Here is a 15,927-nt window from a genome sequence, read left to right on the forward strand (position 1 = left end):
TGCTTTGTTTTAATGTGAGTATTCACCATGTTGCGTAACACCATAAGTCTGGTTGTCTTCACCCTATTTGCTGGCCTGATGCACGCTGAAGATCTCAACACGATGTTGAGCTATGTTCCCAAAGAAGCCAATGTAGTGATGGCTATCAACCTGAAGAAAATGATGGATTCACCCGTCGCACTCAAAGAAGGCTGGAAAAAGAAAGCAGAAGAAACCTTAGTAGGACTGCTCCCATTCCCCGATGCTGCCGAAACGGTGGTGGTTGCCGAGCAGCTATTGCCGGGCACGCTGCAGAACAAATGGGAACTCGTTCTGATCTCGACGGATAGAGCATTTTCGTTTCTCGACGTAGCCCGTGCTGAGAAAGCTGAAATGGAATCGATAAGCCAGACGCCAGTGATCTTCACCAAGCGAAACACGGTCATCATTCAGCTTTCCTCCACGTTGATGGGTGTGTTCAGCCCCGCACATCGTCAGGATGTCGCCCGCTGGCTTCGTAATCACAACAACAACATGAAACTCAGCCCCAAGCTGGCAAAAGTAATGGACTACCTCAGGGCTGGTAACCAGTTCGCTTTGATCTTTGATTTCGAAGACACCCTGGAAATGAGTAAAGTAAGACCATTTGTTGCACAGCAGAAAGAAGTGCAGGAAAAGAAACTGAATGTTGATGCGGTCAGTTCCATTTTCAGCAGCATGTCCACCGTGGTATTTACCTTGCAGGTAAGCGATGCCATTCAAGGGAAAATGCGAACGGAATTTAACACGGAACTGAATGGGAATGCAGAATTGCTGGCATCACTGGTGCTTCAGGCTTTTGAAGCCATTGGGGCTGACATGGAAGAATATCGTAATGGCAAAATGATTGCTGAATCCAGTGCACTGGAACTGCAGACGGCTTTGACCATTAAGGGATTTCGCAGCACACTCTGGATGATTCAGCCACATTCGCTGGCTCCCGATATGTCGCGTAAAGCTGCTGAGGCTAAAGATGCCGCAGCAACCGAGGCGCAGAAGGTCTTCCGTAATATTCAGAACATCGCAAACGTCGCTCACACTCAGGCGGAGAAGAGCAACAACATCGCCCGGGCGATGGTGATTTACGACAATGCAGCTACACGGCTGGATAAGCTGCCTGTCAATCATGTTGACCAGGAAATTCAGCAATTCGCTGCTGATGTCTCAAGAGCATTGCGGGAAATGGCCAGTATGCTGCATTCCGGTGTACTGGAAGTACAGACACTCGAAAGCAAAATCCGAACCAACGTGAATGTTGAATATGTGCCAATGACAGGCTTTGGGGCTAATCCCTGGGGGTTCCGTTTCTGGAATCCCATGCTTCCTCCACAACCTGTTTATAATGTTCAGACAAATCAACCTGATGTAGTTGCAGCCCAACAGGAAGCCATTGCCAAGTCAGTTCGCAATCGGAATGAGGTATGGCGAAACTTGATCGACAAAAGCGCAACTTTAAAGAAAAATCTCTCCACCAAGTACAATTTACCATTCTAACGAACCTGCGATTGACAGTACCGGCAGGCACGGTATAGAGCCTTTCGTTCCTGGGCGGCAGACAAGTGCTGGACCGCCTGGGGACGGGGGAAAAAAACGATTGACTCAGTCTTCCTTGCCTGACGATGCCGTCACTCCCGTGCTTTCTCTGCGCCAGGCCATGCAGGCTTTCGTGGCGGAACGAGCATGGGAACGGTTTCACAGCCCCAAGAACCTCGCCATGAGCCTGGCTATCGAGGCTGCGGAAGTGATGGAGCATGTGCAATGGCTCGACGCAGAGCAATCCTGGAAAATAGCTGGCGATGAACAGAGTAAGGCAGCGCTGGGTGAAGAGTTAGTCGATGTTTTCTGCTATCTTCTGGCACTGACCAATGTTCTGAACCTGGATCTGACTCAGATAACGCTGTCGAAACTCGAAAAAAACAGGAACAAGTATCCTGTTGAGGCGTTTCGCGGACGATATGGAGAAAAGGATCCACAGCCTGCACTTCCCCCGCAGCACGCTGATCTTGAGAGAGAACGGCGTGCCTGATAGGATACGGCATCTTTCGCGGGTGCTGTAAGACAAAAAAACAGCCTTACCAAGGCTGTCACTTGGGTCACGGGAAAGGGAGGTCCCATGCCCATGGGCAATGCATCGACAACCGAAACACGTGTTCACATCCGCTGGATGATCCGACGCGATATGCAGGATGTCCTTCATACGGAACAGGAGAGCTTTCAGGTTCCCTGGACCGAAGACGACTTCCTCCATTGCCTGAGGCAGCGCAACTGCATCGGCATGGTGGCAGAAAGCAGCGATCAGGTCATCGGGTATGTGATCTATGAACTGCACCGCAACCGATTGCACATTCTGAACCTGGCTATTCATCCGCATCACCGCCGCCATCATGTCGGCGCTCAGATCATGAGCAAACTGATCGGAAAGCTCTCCAGCCATCGCCGGGCCAGAATCACACTGGAACTGCGTGAAAGCAACCTGGTGGCACAACTCTTTCTGAAAGCCCTCGGCTTCGTCGCCACAAAGGTAGTGAAGAACTACTACGAAGATACCAGCGAAGACGCCTACTTCATGGAGTATCGTCTACCTGGTGAAGTTGCGGATAGCGATCACTACACACCGACTAATCGAATCAGCAAGTATTGATAATCTCTAAGCCCATGCATTGCAATGCATGGGCTTAGTCCATCACCTCTTCAACATGTCCAGCGTTTCCTTTAATACCGCAATCTGCTGTTCCGTCGCCTCCTCAGATTCACGAAGCTCCGTAACCACTTCAGTAGGCGCCTTGGCCAGGAACCCGGCATTGTTCAGTTTGTTGCGGTAATTAGCCAGGTTCTTTTCTTTCTCTGCAAGCTGTTTCTCCAACCGTTTGATTTCCGCTGCAACATCGATCAGCCCAGCTAAATGAACGTACGCGGTGAAATCAGCGTGTGTGATGACACCTGCCTGCTGAGGCCGTTCGGTGGCGGAACCCAATTGCAATTCACCAACTTTGCCAAGTGATTGGATGAATGGTTTCAAAGGCTCCAGTTCTTTTGCAACTGCATCGCTGCATTTGACCGAGACGGTAACCGTGGCCTTCTCATCAACCCGGTACTCGTTGCGGGTATTGCGGATGGACTTGATCAGGTCCTGCATGCGGGCGATCTGCGACTCGCGTTGTTTATCCTGATAGGAATCAAGCCCCGTTGGCCAATCTGCAATCATGATGGAATCGGTCGCAGTTGCCTGAGCAGAAGGCATCAATCCCCGTTGTGGCGCAACTTCATTCAGTGCCTGCCAGATCATCTCCGTAACAAAGGGCATCATAGGATGCAGCAGCCGCAGGATGTTATCAAGAATGCCGACGAGCATTTGCTGGGCCAAAGCCTTTTCGCCATCGATTTTCAGCCTGGCCTTGGCCATCTCGAGATACCAGTCACAGAATTCGGTCCAGGTGAAGTCGTAGAGTAGTCGAGCCGCCGCTGCAATCTCGTAGGAATCCAGATGCTGCGTGACCTGCTGTGTAACCGTAGCCAATCGCGACAGAATCCAGCGGTCTTCGAGCTTCAGGCTCTGGTTCCCCTCGTCCTCTTGGGGAGAGGGGTTAGGGCTGAGGGGTTGTGACAGATTCATCATGACAAACCGCGATGCATTCCACAGCTTCGTCGCAAAGTTGCGGCCTAGTTCAAACTTGTCACTCGTCTGCTTAGCGGTGGGCAATTCCGCGTCTTCCGAAGGCCAGGGGCCACCAGGCCGGAACTGCTTCTTACAACTGGGGCATGCCAGCTTCTTCGTCCGCATGTACATGTGTTCTTGCTTGACCGGGACGAGCGTCTGGCAATGCGGGCAAACATTGGCGACCGGCAGGCGAGCATCCTGAGTTTCGGTGGCCATCTGGCAGATGACAAACCGCAGGGCATCGGTACCGTAGATGGAAATGACATCGAGAGGATCAACGCCATTGCCTTTGGATTTGCTCATCCCCTCGCCGAAGCCATCGAGGACTTTGGGATGGATGTAAACGTGATTGAACGGAACCTCACCCAGGTTCGAGAGCGACATCAAAACCATGCGGGCAACCCAGAGCGTGATGATATCACGGCTGGTGACGAGGACGCTGGTAGGGTAGTAGTAAGCCATCTCCGGCGTCTTGTCAGGCCAGCCAAGCGTCGAATGGGGCCAGAGGCCGGAGGAAAACCAGGTATCGAGAACGTCGTCATCTTGCTTCGCTTCGATTTCGCTTAAGAAGTCGATCCGAACATCGTTTGCTTTTGCTGGATTTGGACAGATGCCGTAAACAGGATGACCAACTAAATCAACACCAATTTTTTCGACATGTGCAGCATCTCCAAAGTGCGCCCGAAAGAACTCGAGCTTGTTTGCAGGTCTATCAAATGCATTAGATAGCAAAACGTATCTATCAAGTTTTTCACCTTCCTTGTTATTTGTGTCACCTGATTGAACCCGTTCGGAGTAATATTGCATTCGGTCTTTAAGTAGTTTCCAGACATGCATTTCCTCAACACGCCAAACCGGTATCCGATGCCCCCACCATAGTTGCCGGCTGATGCACCAGTCGCGTTTCTCGCCTAACCAGTCGAGATAGGTCTTGGCGTAACGTTCGGGGAAGAACTTGACCCGACCAGTGGTGACCGCGTCCATGGCGAGTTGGGCGAGGCCGGGGCGGCCGCCACCGCTTACTTCGTGCGCGGCTCCTTGGCCGTCTTCGTCACTCATCTTGACGAACCACTGATCACTCAGAAACGGCTCAATCGGCGTCTTGCTGCGGTCGCTGTGGGCGAGGTCGATTTCGCGGTCTTCGACTTTTTCGAGCAGTCCTAGGGCTTCCATGTCAGCGACGACAGCCTTGCGGGCTTCGGGCATGGTCAGGCCCTGATACTTGCCGCCGACTTCGCTGATGGTGCCATCAGCCTTCATCATGCTGAGCATTTCGAGCTTGTGACGCAGGCCACACTGATAATCGTTCGGATCGTGAGCGGGGGTGACTTTGACCGCACCGGTACCGAGGGTGGGATCGACGAGTATCCCATCGGTGATGATGGGAATGACGCGGTTAACGAGCGGACAGAGGAGTTTCTTACCATGCAGATGCTTGTACCGCTCATCATCGGGATGGATAGCGACGGCGACATCGGCGAGCATGGTTTCAGGGCGGGTGGTGGAGAAAGTCAGGTATTCGCTGATTTGCTTGCCGGCGTCATCAACAACGGGGTACTTGAACGTCCAGAAGTGGCCATTGGTTTTCTCGTGATAGATTTCATCGTCAGCAACGGCGGTCTGGAGATGCGTGTCCCAATTGACTAAGCGTTTGCCCCTGTAGATCAGGCCATCTTTGAAGAAATTGAAGAATGTCTGGCGGACGGCTTTACTGCACATCTCATCAAGGGTAAAGCGGGTGCGGTCCCAGTCGGCGGAGCAGCCTAGCTGTTTGAGTTGGCCGAGGATGCGGCACTCGTACTGATCCTTCCATTTCCAGATGCGTTCAACCAGCCCCTCACGGCCAACATCGTGACGGTTCTTCTTCTCAGTTTCGAGAAGCCGCTTTTCAACAACGGCCTGGGTTGCAATGCCGGCATGATCAGTGCCGGGAATCCAGCAGGCTTCGTAGCCCTGCATCCTTCGCCAGCGAATGAGGACATCCTGCAAGGTGTTATCGAGAGCATGCCCCATGTGCAGCGCACCGGTGACATTGGGCGGCGGGATGACGATGGTGAAGGGCTTTTTCCCTTCTTTCTTTCCCCGGACAGGATCGCTGTGAAAGTACCCCTTCTCATTCCAGAACTTCAGGCACCATTCCTGGGCTGCTGCGGGATCGTATTTACTCGGCAGTTCCGGCGTAGCTGTCATTGCGCATTCCTTGGCAAACGGAGGTTTGAGTCATTATGAGGAATGACCAGTGCATCGCATACAGGGGTTCGGGGGAACCGGTGGATTCTTGACTAGGAGGCGAACCGGGCGAATGATAATATGGTCTTTGTTACCTGAGGTGAACCATGACAAACAAACAGATTGAAAAGCGTATAGAACAATTGGAACGCGAAGTCGCTGAACTGAAAAAGGATAGTCAATCATCCCTGAAGCCTGATGAACCTAAAAAAGGCTGGCGAGCATGGGTGGGTGCATTTTCAGGGGACCCTTTTATGAAGGAAGCTTTTGCTATTGCACAGGAATATAGGGAACGTGATCGACGAAAAGCAAAAGGTGTGAAGAAAAGAAAGAAAGCCGGCAAATGATCTTTCTCGATACAGATCATCTGACCATCCTGACTGATGATCGACATTCTTTGCATCACAAGCTGGTTGATAGACTCGAACGAAATGGGACTGGCTTTCAAATACCATTAGTTTCACTGGAGGAAAGTCTGCGAGGCATACTCGCACTGATACATCGTTATCGTGAAGTTGATCGTCAACTTTATGGCTATGGAAAGATGATGCAGTTGTTGTGGCTGCTCAAGGAAGTTGAGATTATTCCATTAGACCAAAATGCAGCAGTTCATGTAAAAGAACTGCAATCAAAGAAGCTGAAAATGGGTACGCAAGATTTGAAGATAGCTGCTATAGCTAAGTCACACGATGCTCTTCTTCTTTCAAATAATCTCAAAGACTTCAAACGCATCCCCGGCTTACGAGTGGAAAGCTGGATCGCTTAATACTGTTATGTAGCTATAAAGTGATAGCCCCAGAAAGCCATCCCTTCAAAAGCATATCGACAGACGGAGCAATTACAACAAACTCTGCATCAATTGGTGACCATTTCCACAATCCCAAATGGTCGAACCGATATCCCCAATCGATTCCATCCACACCAGGACTTCCAATGACTAGGAACAGACGTTCAGTATCCTCGTACACTCTCTCAAAAGGCCAGATGTACCAAAACTGTCCCAATTCGTCCCAGTAACCCTGCTCGGCTAATGGCGAATTGAAGTAATCAGTGCAATTGAATCGGTGCCATCGTTCAGGAACAACTGGTTTTCCTCGATTGACCCCCGCAGAGTTAACGACTTGGTCAACCAACTGCCGCCCGTAATCGAAGTTAAATAATCTGACAACGAGTTCATTCAAATTAAGACTTCCACTCTCATCAAATTCGTTTCTAATAGAGTCCAAATCCGGAAGGTCGCCCAAGCCGCTATTTGCCAACTCCTCAGCTAATGGCTTAACCAATCGCGGCCAGCATTCAGTCGCCGGCAACTGCTGAAGTTCAGTAACCACGATAAGAACTGACATTGAAAGTCCGATTACTTGTGACTGCAATCCGAACTCGCCAACATACTCTGGCGAGGTCGTTGTGGAAACCGAACGATTTATTCCGAAATCCCCATCTGCTTCATAATGAACGCAAATGCAAACACCTGTTCTTTCAGGGCATCGTATCTTCCTGATGCTCCGCCGTGCCCGGCTGCCATATTGCATTTGAAGAGCAACGGTTCACTACCCTGCTTGAGCGTACGCAACTTGGCGACATACTTGGCTGGTTCCCAGTACATGACCTGACTGTCGTTAAGGCTGGTGCGAATCAGCATGGCAGGATAGGTGCGCTGCGACAGGTTGGTGTAAGGGCAATAACTCTTCATGTACTCGTAGTGTTCCTTGTTTTTCGGATTGCCCCATTCAAGGAATTCGCCAACCGTTAAAGGCAGCGTTTCATCCATCATGGTGTTGATCACATCTACAAAAGGCACTTCGAGTACTGCTGCCTTGCAGAATCCTGGTTCAGCCAGGTTGAGAGTGGCTCCGACAAGCAAACCACCGGCGGAACCACCCATGATCGCCAGCTTGTTGTGTGCAGTGTATTTCTTGTCACACAGCCAATTGCCACAGTCGATGAAATCGAAGAAAGTATTTTTCTTCTTGAGCATTTTGCCATCGTCATGCCAGGCTTCGCCCATTTCGTTTCCGCCGCGAATGTGGGCGGTTGCATAGACAAAGCCACGATCCAGCAGGCTTAGTCGAGCAGGCGAGAAGGTCGCCGACATCCCTAAGCCATAAGAACCATAACCATAGAGCAAGCAGGGTGCAGTACCATCAAGTTTGGTGCCCTTTTTGTAGACCAGAGAGATGGGAACTTTCACGCCGTCTCGTGCTGTCACCCAGACACGTTCAGACTGATACTGGTCTTGATCGTATCCACCTAGCACATCCTGTCGTTTCAGCAGCGTCTGTTCCCGCTTCGCCAGGTCGTAATCGTAAACGGACATAGGCGTGGTGTAAGAGGTGTACATATAACGGAAGGTCCTGGAATCGAACTCCGGATTGCCTGCTCCGCTTAGAGTGTAAGTGGGTTCCTTCATTTCAATCTGATGTGTATCGCCGGAGTTCAGATCGCGAACAGAGAAGCGATCCAGTCCGTTGGTTTTTTCTTCCACAACCATGTAATTCTTGAAAATGGTGATCGATTCAAGCAGCACGTCAGCTCGGTGTGGGATAACATCACTCCAGTTGCCGGTCTGTGTGTCGGAACATTTGACAAGTTTGAAGTTCTTCGCGTTCTGATTGGTTTTGATGAAAAACTCGCCATTGCGGTGGCCAACGATCTGATAACGGTGCTTCTCCTCTCGTGGTCGGACAATCTTCCACTCGCCCGTGGGCTGATCGCTCGGCAGAATGCGCATCTCGCTCGATTCAGAACTGCCTATCATCAATACCAGGTACTTACGATCAAGGGTTCGAGTCACCATAATGCGGAAGAGTTCATCCTTTTCTTCGTAAAGCAGCACATCCTTCTGGCCATCAGATTGTCCCACTTCATGGCGGTACAGCCGATAGGAGCGCTTGGCATGATCTTCGGTGGTGTAGAAGAGGTATTTTCCATCAGCAGACCAGGTCGGGCTGTTCACTTTCTTGATGGTGTCGGGCAGTAGCTTGCCTGTCTCCAGATCCTTGATGGCTAAGGTGTATTCACGGAAGCCGGTGGTATCGAAAGTGTAAGCCAGGTAGCGGTTGTCATTGCTAACGGACTGGGCTGCGACACTGAAGAACTTGAATGGCTTGGCCAGTTCATTGACATCCAGCATGATTTCTTCAGCGTTTTCTTTGGCCCCCTTTTTGCGACAGATAATGGAGTACTGTTTGCCTTCTTCCGTTCGGCTGTAGTACCAGTAGCCGTTGCTGAAGCTGGGCACGGAGAGATCGGTCTGCTTGATACGTCCCAGAAATTCCTTGTACAGTTTCTGCTGCAATGCCTCAGTCGATTTCATCATCGTTTCGGTGTAGGCATTTTCCTTTTCGAGATAACTGACAACATCGGGGTTGGTCTTCTCCCGAAGGTAGAAATAGTTGTCGGTGAATTTGTCACCATTGATCTGTACTTCTTTTGATTTGGTTTTTGCAGTTGGCGGTTGTGGCGCTTCCTGAGAATAGGCCAAAGAACCTAGCTGCAGGGCAATAAGATAAACGCAAAAACGCATCATGGAGAGATTCCAGAAAACAAGACAACGAGATTAACTTAGCAGTTAGCGATTGGCCTGCCTACCAAAGGTCTGCTCCGTTCACAATAGACTCATCTTTACGAGGCAGGTTTCAATATCGGCTCTCTTGTCCAGCCATGCAGGGAGATGCTGCGTAATTCCCTTCCCAGATCCATAAAGCATCTCCAATTCAACGGGAACTCCAGAAACACATGGAGAAAACTGAGCGTGTAAAGGGCAATGAAGCCTGTGGTGTAGTCTATCCAGTAAAGCAGGACAGCTACCAGCCAGAGGACAACAATCACCGATAGTCGCAATGCATCTACCTTATGCCATTTGATAATCGAAGTTTTAGAAAACCAGTTCAAATAATGATAGGAGTAGGCAAAGGCAATAAATCGCATCAGGGCAACACCCATCGCAGATTGATATGCCTGATCAGGATTTGCCAGTTCATGGCCTAGGAGCCGGGCCAGCCAGCGGTTGAGTTCCACAAAGAAATGATAATGGTGCCGTACTTCATTGGAGACGATTGCAATAACATCAGGCCGATACCAGAGCAGAAATGCACCGATGCCAAGCAGAAGCAGAAACGATAATAGGCCGGGTATGCTACGATTCTTCATGGCACCCAACAGCATAAATGCGGCAGTAAAGACGAAAACGTGCACCAGGGTTGGTAAAAACACCACAAAAAACAGCACCCAGGTTTGCACATTGATGAGGGCAACCAGAAACAATCCAGCAATCAGCATAAACCAGCACTTGGATTTTAAACTGCGAAACGCCGTCATGGCTAGTGCTGCCATGAAAGCCAGGTAGATGATGACAGCCCCCGACTGGTTCATGAACTGTCCGAATTCCTGCTTGGTCTGCAAAGGTGCATTCTCTGCAGGAGCCAGAAATCTGGGTACCACAACCGAAAACCCGAAAAGAAGAAAACCCAGAAACACTAAAACCACAGCGTCGCGTGCTCCCGTGGTGAAGTATTTCCGTTCATGCAGCCAGGATATTTCAGTGAGGTAATGAAGCGGACCGAGAACTGCATACGAAAAAAGAAACACCTCAAAAGGCAATACAAACGCTGCTGCTGCAGAAACCAGCATGAGCGCGATATTCAGCCAGTCAATGTGTGCTGTTGTCAATTTCATCCATTACTCGGTTGCAAGTTGCAAAAGAACCGCTTCATAATGATTGCGGAGCAGTAACAGATCATCAGCCAGGGCTGGGGCATTCCAGACCTTGCCGCCTGGCAACATAGGCACCTTGGCCAGTTCCCGATGTACTTTCGGATCAGCTGCGACCAGAACCAGATCGCCCGCTTCACCCATGATGACGAGCACATCGTTTCTCAACAGCAGTTGCCCATGACCATACCGGCCAGCTTTCCATTTACGTTCACCCGTTTTGGCATCCAGGCAGGCCAAAATGCCATCATCCATGCCGTAAAGAAAACCCTCATGGAATACTGCAGAACTCATCTTGCACTTGAGCCGCTTGTTCTGCCAGATCGGCGTCGCTGTCCATGCCCCTCCATCCTTCTTGATTTGCAACATCACTGCCCCGGCATCATAACCTGCGGAGACAAAGACCTGATCGCCCGGTAATGCCAATGGCTGTGCCACGTTGATCTTGTTGGTGTTCCCAAATGCAAATCGCCAGAGTTCTTTCCCGGTAGCCAGTTCATGACCGGCAACTCCCTCGGCATCAAAAATCAGAACCGTTTCAACATCAGCCAGCTTGGCCAGCACGGGCGATGCATAGGAGGCGCGATTCTTGCCTGCATGCCACACAGCTTTGCCCGTGGCACGATCATAAGCAACCACCCCGAAATCATTCGTACCACCGGGGTTTACGATTACCTTGTTACCCACCACCAGCGGTGCGCCACTCATACCCCACTGTATATTGCTGATGGAGGCATCTTCGAGAATGTTGGTTTTCCATTTCTCCTGACCAGAAGCCAGATCAAGACAGGTCAGCAAACCGCTGGCGCCTAGTGCAAATACTTCATTGTTGGAAATGGTTGGCGTGGCACGCGGGCCATTACCACCCAGGCTTTCCTTAAAATGTCCCGGGTAGCCTCGCGTCCACCGTTCCTGTCCTGTTTTCAGATCATAGGCTACTACCATTTCTTCTTCACCACGCTGTTCGATGGTAACTGCCAATCCGCCGGCAAGCACACAACTGGCGTATCCACCACCAACAGGCCGCCGCCAGAGTTCCTTTGGTGCGTGCTGTTTCAAATCAAATTTCAACTTGGAGCCGGGAACAACCCCATCGCGCTGTGAGCCAAGAAAATCTGTCTGTGTGGGTGCATTGGCAACCAGTTCGTTGCTACCCAAACCAGGCTTGTTGATCAGCAGATACTGCTGCAAACGCTGTTCCTGTGTTGGTTCCCAGCGGAAATGAAAAACATAATTGTTGTTGCCGGTGTTCTCGATTTCCCGGATGGAAGCAGCAAACAAACCTGCTGCAATCGCCAGTATGCCAAAAGTGTAATACTTGATCTTGCGACTGACTTGGCGAGTGAAGAGCAGCCAGATGAGCAGCAATCCGCCAAAGAGAAGTACCAGGTTTCTTCCTACCACCACCTGTGCAGAACTGGCAAAACGGGGGATGAGTTGTTCCGAGACAAGGTTAGTGGTCCAATTGACCGCTTCTGCAATTGCAAAGACGGTGATTAGAGTAATGGGTATCCAGAAACGACGGAGATATGATTTTTCGTTTGAATGTACTGACATGGTTTTCTCTCTGAATTACGCTTTCCCCAGCAAATCATACCCCTCTGCTGCAGTAATCTTCACCGGTACCAAATCACCAGGTCCAATCTTTTTGCTTTTCACTTTGACTATCGGATCAATATCTGGAGCATCGGCATAAGATCGGCCCAGCCACCAGCCTGGCGTTTCGGGATCTGGGCCATCAATCAAGACATCCAGAGTTTGTCCCACCTGTGCCTGGCTCCAGGCAAATGCCACCTTTTGTTGTGTCTTCATCAATCGATCACGACGCTCATTCTTGACTTCTTCAGGCAGATGATCCGGCAGTTTCGTTGCCGGAGTTCCGGGTTCAAATGAATAGGTAAAGACACCCGCACGTTCAAAGTGCATCTCAGTCGCGAAAGCACACAACTCCTGGAATTGCTCTTCCGTCTCTCCTGGAAAGCCAACGATAAACGTGGTTCGTAATACCAGGTTGGGTATGTGTTCCCGCAACTTCTGCACCAGATCAACTGTCTGCTTGCGATTGACCTTGCGGCTCATGCGCTTCAGCATCGTATCGTTGATGTGCTGCAAAGGCATATCGATGTAAGGTACAATCTTCTTCGCTGAGCCAAGAACCTTCAGCAATGAATCCGTCAGGTACATAGGGTAGACATACAGCACACGAATCCAGTCGATACCTTTGACTTTGTTCAGTTCCAGCAGCAAATCATCCAATCGTGGTTTGCCGTAGAGATCCATGCCGTAGTAGGTGGAATCCTGCGCAACGATATTCAACTCCCGCACGCCGTCTCTGGCCAGTTCCTTTGCTTCAGCTACCACCTGTTCAATGGGTTTGGTAGCATGTTTGCCGCGCATGCCGGGAATTGCGCAGAAGGTGCAGAGTCTGTCGCAACCTTCACTGATCTTGAGATAAGCAAAATGCCTTGGGGTAATGCGAAGCCGGGCGTCGTCAGGCAAAGCTCGCACTGGTGCTGGTTTGAAAAGTGTTCGTTGTTCCTTCAGTAAGTCAGGCTTGGGTGGTGCAAGATTCAAACTAAGTTTGCGGCTTGGTTTAATAATCTCTTTCTTTCGCTTGCTGAGCGATTTATCATTGGCAGGCCGAGGCAGTTTTCCATCCAGCACCTTGTCGCAAACTGCGGTGATCTCTTCCCTGCCAAAGACCCCCACCAGATGATCAATGCCCGGTACTTCGTCCAGCAATGTTTCTTTCTTGCGTTCGGCCAGGCAACCAGCAACTACCACGGCTTTGAGTTTGCCCTGGTCTTTCAGATCGATCATTTCACGAATGACTCCCAGCGATTCCTGCCGGGCAGCTTCAATGAACCCGCAGGTATTCACAACAACAACATCCGCACCATTTGCTTCAGGTACTATGGCATAGCCATCCACTGCCAGGTGGCCCAGCATCCGTTCAGAATCTACCAGGTTCTTGGCACAACCCAGTGTTACAAAAGCAAGCGTACCCTTCACAGGCGGAGGTGTTGGCATGAGACATCACAAAGGTTAAGATCAGCACTATCTTATGGATGAGCTGAACACGAGAAATGAGCATGCGACGCAATATTACCCATTTATGAGCGAATTATGAAGGAGAAGGCAGTTTGGTGGTCTGAAACAAAGCTTAAAATAGACATGGTATCATTCCAAGCGACTCTAAAAGCACTATTCAGAACGAATCTGATAAGATATGGTATCCCTGCCTGATCATGTTGAGGTTGCCAGAATGAATGAAACAGTCGCAGCCAACCCTACCAACGCGTCCTTGAAGGAACGGGTTCAATCTCTTCGACTAGGGCAGGAAGTCCGCGTGCCACCACGTCGAAGCAGCAAGTTATTTTGGCTGATCATCCTCGGCGTTTTGGTAGGTGGTGGTTCATGGTTATGGCTGAAGTATGGCGCTTCACTCAGGCAGGCCCTAAGTACCTCCACAGCACCACAATCCACTGTAACGGCTACCGCACCGGCACCTGAAAAGGAAAAACTGGCTAGTAACATCGCACTCGAAGCTGGAGGCTACATTGTTCCTTTTCAGAAGGTACAGGTTAGTCCCAAGGTAGGTGGGCAGGTTAAGAAACTTTACATCGAGGAAGGGCAATACGTCAAGAAAGGTGAAGTTCTGGCTGAGTTGGAAACTGAAGAATACGACTTTGAATACAATCGTGCCCTGGCTATCTCACAGTTAGCTAAGGCCAAGTTGGATGAAGCCGAGAAAGGCAGCCGGGTTGAAGAGATACTTCAAGCCGAAGCTGCTGAGAAAGAAGCAACAGAATCACTGAAGCAATCCAAAGATGAACTCGCCAAGCTGAAGGCCTCTGGCAGTGCGATCACCCGAGATGAACTTGACAAGGCACAGAGCAGGGTACTGATCGCTGAACAGAAACTGGAGCAACAGCGAGCCTTGAACTCGATGATGAAGAAAGGCGTTCGTGATGAACGCAAGGCAGCAGCCAAGGCCGAATACGATCAAGCTTGTGCTGAAATGGCCAAGGCTAAATGGCGGCTCGATAACTGTAAAGTCATTGCACCCATAGCCGGCAAGATTCTCGAAAAGAAAACCGAATTGGGGAATACAGTAAGGCCTGAAGCCTTTTCCAACGGTCTTTCAGCGAATCTCTGCGATATGGCTGATTTGAAAAACCTCGAAGTCGAAGTAGACATCAGTGAACGTGACATCCGTCAAATCGCCAAAGGTCAGAAATGTACCATCACAACAGAAGCGTTCAAAGACAAGAAATATACCGGCAAAGTAGCACGCATCATGCCTGTTGCCAGCCGCAGCAAAGCCAGTGTAACTGTACGGGTAAAAATTGATGTTCCCGATGATGAAATGGATCTGCGACCCGAAATGCGTGCTCGTGTACAGTTTTTGAAGGATGGCATCCCTGCGGCTCCGACACAGACTGCTGTAACATCGACAGAACCCAAACCAGCTGTGAAAAATTAATCCACGAGAAAATCATGAGCAGTGCTATTGTTCGCTGTCAGGATGTCGTCAAATATTTTCAGCGAGGCGGCGAACGCATTGACGTATTACATCACCTGAACCTCGAAGTACAGGAAGGTGAATTTGTTGCACTCATGGGCCCGTCTGGCTCTGGTAAAACGACGCTGCTCAACATGATTGCAGGGCTGGATACACCCAGCGAAGGAAACATCTGGGTGGGAGATGACCTCGTCTCAGATATGAACGAAGAAGAACTGTCCCGCTGGCGGACCCGCAGCATTGGCTTTGTGTTCCAGTTCTATCATCTGCTGCCGGTGCTGACGGCATACGAAAATGTGGAGATGCCTTTGCTGCTTCTGCCGCTTTCGGCATCAGAGCGGAAACGGCAGATTTATACAGCCATGGAACTGGTCGGCCTGACCGATCGCATGTGGCATCGTCCCGGACAACTCTCCGGCGGGCAACAGCAACGTGTTGGCATTGCACGGGCTTTGGTCACCGATCCTACCTTAATTGTCGCAGATGAACCAACCGGTGATCTCGACTCCAAAAGTGCTGATGAAATCCTGACTCTCATGCAGGAACTGCCTCGGTCGTTGGGAAAGACTATCATTATGGTGACGCACGATCCGCATGCTGCCGAGCGTGCCCAGCGACTTGTTCGTCTTGAGAAGGGCAAACTGGTTGAGGATGCCTACGTCACCACGAAAACGGGTGCAGTTGTTTCCATCAGTTGAGATGCAGATGCTGAATTGATGCTGGTAATATGTTTATCGGCTTACCATGGAAATATGATGTTGGTTGATTCTTTCGCGTGAAGGTG

General features: G+C 50.3%; 13 protein-coding genes. 7 read left to right on the plus strand and 6 right to left on the minus strand.

The window, feature by feature from the left end; translation table 11 throughout:
• Positions 1–27: 27 nt before the first annotated feature.
• The 3 genes from JNJ77_12875 (at position 28) to rimI (ending at position 2,659) form a co-directional block, all read left to right on the plus strand.
• Entirely contained in the window at positions 28–1,512 is a 1,485-nt protein-coding gene (locus tag JNJ77_12875; GenBank protein MBL8823475.1) for a hypothetical protein, read from the plus strand.
• Between the two features lie 160 nt (positions 1,513–1,672).
• Positions 1,673–2,044, plus strand: coding sequence for a nucleotide pyrophosphohydrolase (locus JNJ77_12880; GenBank protein MBL8823476.1), 372 nt, complete (start codon positions 1,673–1,675; stop codon positions 2,042–2,044).
• A gap of 93 nt (positions 2,045–2,137) precedes the next feature.
• Positions 2,138–2,659 (plus strand): ribosomal protein S18-alanine N-acetyltransferase, encoded by a 522-nt coding sequence (gene rimI / locus JNJ77_12885; GenBank protein ID MBL8823477.1) that lies wholly within the window; start codon positions 2,138–2,140, stop codon positions 2,657–2,659.
• Positions 2,660–2,701: 42 nt separating this feature from the next.
• Here rimI and JNJ77_12890 read toward each other — a convergent pair whose 3' ends face one another.
• Entirely contained in the window at positions 2,702–5,866 is a 3,165-nt protein-coding gene (locus JNJ77_12890) for a valine--tRNA ligase (GenBank protein MBL8823478.1), read from the minus strand.
• A 146-nt stretch (positions 5,867–6,012) separates the two neighbouring features.
• Between JNJ77_12890 and JNJ77_12895 the strand changes: the two genes are divergently transcribed.
• Positions 6,013–6,252, plus strand: coding sequence for a hypothetical protein (locus JNJ77_12895; protein MBL8823479.1), 240 nt, complete (start codon positions 6,013–6,015; stop codon positions 6,250–6,252).
• Positions 6,249–6,671 carry a type II toxin-antitoxin system VapC family toxin gene (locus tag JNJ77_12900; GenBank protein ID MBL8823480.1) on the plus strand — a complete coding sequence of 141 codons (423 nt, stop codon included), beginning with the start codon at positions 6,249–6,251 and terminating at the stop codon, positions 6,669–6,671. Before JNJ77_12895 ends, JNJ77_12900 begins: the two co-directional genes overlap by 4 nt.
• A gap of 13 nt (positions 6,672–6,684) precedes the next feature.
• Here the strand turns inward: JNJ77_12900 and JNJ77_12905 are convergent, their stop codons facing one another.
• The 5 genes from JNJ77_12905 to rimO form a co-directional block, all read right to left on the minus strand.
• Entirely contained in the window at positions 6,685–7,251 is a 567-nt protein-coding gene (locus JNJ77_12905; protein MBL8823481.1) for a hypothetical protein, read from the minus strand.
• A gap of 77 nt (positions 7,252–7,328) precedes the next feature.
• Positions 7,329–9,431 carry a S9 family peptidase gene (locus JNJ77_12910; protein ID MBL8823482.1) on the minus strand — a complete coding sequence of 701 codons (2,103 nt, stop codon included), beginning with the start codon at positions 9,429–9,431 and terminating at the stop codon, positions 7,329–7,331.
• Positions 9,432–9,529: 98 nt separating this feature from the next.
• Positions 9,530–10,582 (minus strand): hypothetical protein, encoded by a 1,053-nt coding sequence (locus JNJ77_12915; protein ID MBL8823483.1) that lies wholly within the window; start codon positions 10,580–10,582, stop codon positions 9,530–9,532.
• A 3-nt stretch (positions 10,583–10,585) separates the two neighbouring features.
• Positions 10,586–12,175 carry a PQQ-like beta-propeller repeat protein gene (locus JNJ77_12920; GenBank protein MBL8823484.1) on the minus strand — a complete coding sequence of 530 codons (1,590 nt, stop codon included), beginning with the start codon at positions 12,173–12,175 and terminating at the stop codon, positions 10,586–10,588.
• A gap of 15 nt (positions 12,176–12,190) precedes the next feature.
• Positions 12,191–13,648 (minus strand): 30S ribosomal protein S12 methylthiotransferase RimO, encoded by a 1,458-nt coding sequence (gene rimO, locus JNJ77_12925; protein MBL8823485.1) that lies wholly within the window; start codon positions 13,646–13,648, stop codon positions 12,191–12,193.
• Positions 13,649–13,883: 235 nt separating this feature from the next.
• On the opposite strand from rimO, the gene JNJ77_12930 reads away from it, so the two are divergent.
• Positions 13,884–15,104 carry an efflux RND transporter periplasmic adaptor subunit gene (locus JNJ77_12930; GenBank protein MBL8823486.1) on the plus strand — a complete coding sequence of 407 codons (1,221 nt, stop codon included), beginning with the start codon at positions 13,884–13,886 and terminating at the stop codon, positions 15,102–15,104.
• A gap of 14 nt (positions 15,105–15,118) precedes the next feature.
• The gene (locus JNJ77_12935) at positions 15,119–15,841 is read left to right on the plus strand and encodes an ABC transporter ATP-binding protein (GenBank protein MBL8823487.1); all 723 of its coding nucleotides are present in this window, start codon (positions 15,119–15,121) and stop codon (positions 15,839–15,841) included.
• Positions 15,842–15,927 lie beyond the last annotated feature (86 nt).

The organism is Planctomycetia bacterium (assembly GCA_016795155.1).
Classification (GTDB): Bacteria; Planctomycetota; Planctomycetia; order Gemmatales; family HRBIN36; genus JAEUIE01.